Consider the following 2,273-nt stretch of genomic DNA (forward strand, 5'->3'; position numbering starts at 1 on the left):
CAAAACATCTCGTTTAAATTCTGTTAATTCATCGAGAAAAAGTACACCCCGATGTGCTAAAGAAATTTCACCGGGTCGCGGAAAACTACCGCCGCCAACAAGAGAGGGGCCAGAGGCAGAATGATGAGGACTGCGAAAAGGTCGATCGCTCACTAAAGTTCCTCTATCTTTTAGCAATCCAGCCACAGAATGAATTTGAGTTACTTCCAGCGCTTCTTCAAATGCCAGCGGTGGTAAAATACTTGGTAATCTTCGCGCTAACATCGTTTTACCGCTTCCCGGTGGGCCGACAAAAATTAAATTATGTCCGCCCGCAGCAGCAATTTCCAAAGCGCGACGGGCGTGTGCTTGACCTTTTACTTCCTTTAAATCTGGGCCGTTAAATAAAGATTTAGTTAATTCTTTCCTGCCATCAAATTGCACGGGTTGGTAACGTTCTGGCTGATTCAAAAAATCAGCTACATCTGCCAAATTATTAAAACCGTAAACTTCCAATCCCTGCACAACAGCAGCTTCCCGTGCATTGTCAGCAGGAACTACTAAACCGACAATACCTAACTTTTGGGCAGCTGCGGCAATGGGCAATACACCGGCAACCGATCGCAAGCTACCATCGAGGGAGACTTCTCCTAAAAATAGATAATCTCCCAAAAGCTGAGCGCTCACTTGTTCCGACGCCGCCAAAATACCTACGCTGATGGGCAGATCGAAGCTTGGCCCCTCTTTGCGTAAATCGGCTGGAGTGAGGTTAATTACAATTCTTCGCATCGGGAAGGCGTACCCAGTATTTTTCAGGGTCGCCTTCACTCTTTCTCTCGATTCTTGAACCGCTGCGTCTGGTAAACCTAAGACGACAATTCCCGGTAAACCGTTCGACACATCGACTTCCACGCCTACCTTCACGGCGTCGATACCGACAATAGATGCACTCCAAACTCTCGCAAGCACTTTAATTTTCCTAAAACTGCTAAAAACTATAGTGCCTTTTTATCCTTATCTTATTCAAATCTTCAGATCTAAGAGAAGATAAATTTCTGAATTGCCTCAAAATATTGCACTGCTCCCACTACCATGAGATCGTTGTGACCGGCACCGGGAATCAGTACTAGCCGTTTATCTGGTGCAGCACAAAAGCGATGCAGTACAATTCCCTGCGAAACAGGAATTAAATTATCTTCTTGACCGTGGATAATCAATGTGGGAATAGTGATATTCTTGATTTTGAGTGCGTTACCAACTCCGTCGTTATTTTCGTCCGCCTCTTCGTCTACTTCAACTCCCAAGCGTTTGAGAAGCGCCCAACCGTTAGCGATACCGCTTTCAATTATCGCCCCTGCCAGTCGTTTGCCAGCATAGTGCGCTATTTCAATCGCTGGCGCACTGCCAAGACTGCGCCCCATTACGTACAATCGCTGTGGATTCAGTCCGTATAAATCGAAGATACTGTCCACCGCATCGAATACTTTCACCGCATCTGTCAGGAGAGTGCTGGCTGTGGGCGTTCCATCGCTTGACCCATAACCTCGATAATCCATCACCAGCAGGGTAATGCCTAACTGGTTATATAAATTTGCAATTTCATAATACTCGGCGGCAATCTCCCCATTGCCGTGATAGTACAGGATTGCTGGCGCATCAGGAGCGGCTGGGTACAAGCGTCCCCTGACCCTTACTCCAGACTCAACTTTTACGGCGACGCTGTATACACCTTTGGGGATGATACCGTCATCGCGGCGGGGATGGAACAGTACTCGCAATACTTCGGGGCGATCGAAAACAGGATGTGTCATTGAGTTTGTCTCCTTAAAGTTCGCTGGTGGGGCGGTAATATTTTGTAGCCGCACGAGCGAGTTGATTACCGATCTGGGAAATAATATTCTGAGGAATTTTGAGAATTGCTGCTAGTAGCACGAACAACATGACTGAAACCAAGGACACCATCTTCGGTAAAATCATCCGCCGGGAGATTCGCGCGGACATTGTTTATGAAGACGATTTAGCGCTTGCTTTCAAAGACATTAATCCACAAGCGCCGGTTCATATCCTGGTGATTCCCAAAAAACCGATCGCCAAATTAGCCGATGCTGAGTCCCAAGACCACGCCCTTATGGGCCACCTGTTACTGACTGCCAAGCGGATTGCCGAACAAGCTGGACTCACCAACGGCTATCGGGTGGTGATTAACAATGGTGATGATGGCGGACAAACTGTATACCATCTCCATTTACATATTTTGGGGGGACGGCAGATGGAATGGCCTCCCGGCTGAGAGA

The 2,273-nt window shown here is 47.4% G+C and carries 3 protein-coding genes; 1 reads left to right on the forward strand and 2 read right to left on the reverse strand.

The annotated features are described in order from the left end of the window. Positions 1–948, reverse strand: a 948-nt coding sequence (locus tag H6S82_RS29835) for a YifB family Mg chelatase-like AAA ATPase (RefSeq protein ID WP_191057224.1), incomplete at its 3' end; no start/stop codon positions are given. Positions 949–1,016: 68 nt separating this feature from the next. Continuing rightward, positions 1,017–1,790 carry an alpha/beta fold hydrolase gene (locus H6S82_RS29840; protein WP_190466351.1) on the reverse strand — a complete coding sequence of 258 codons (774 nt, stop codon included), beginning with the start codon at positions 1,788–1,790 and terminating at the stop codon, positions 1,017–1,019. 128 nt (positions 1,791–1,918) lie between these two features. Between H6S82_RS29840 and H6S82_RS29845 the strand changes: the two genes are divergently transcribed. Continuing rightward, positions 1,919–2,269 (forward strand): histidine triad nucleotide-binding protein, encoded by a 351-nt coding sequence (locus H6S82_RS29845; protein ID WP_190466348.1) that lies wholly within the window; start codon positions 1,919–1,921, stop codon positions 2,267–2,269. Positions 2,270–2,273 lie beyond the last annotated feature (4 nt).

This window comes from Planktothrix sp. FACHB-1355 (genome assembly GCF_014748295.1).
Lineage (GTDB): Bacteria > Cyanobacteriota > Cyanobacteriia > Cyanobacteriales > Aerosakkonemataceae > Aerosakkonema > Aerosakkonema funiforme_A.

What these genes read in the sequence shown, in the direction of transcription:
- H6S82_RS29840 (WP_190466351.1), bottom strand. Translation starts at nt 1,790, where the DNA reads ATGACACATCCTGTTTTCGATCGCCCCGAAGTATTGCGAGTACTGTTC.
- H6S82_RS29845 (WP_190466348.1), top strand. Translation starts at nt 1,919, where the DNA reads ATGACTGAAACCAAGGACACCATCTTCGGTAAAATCATCCGCCGGGAG.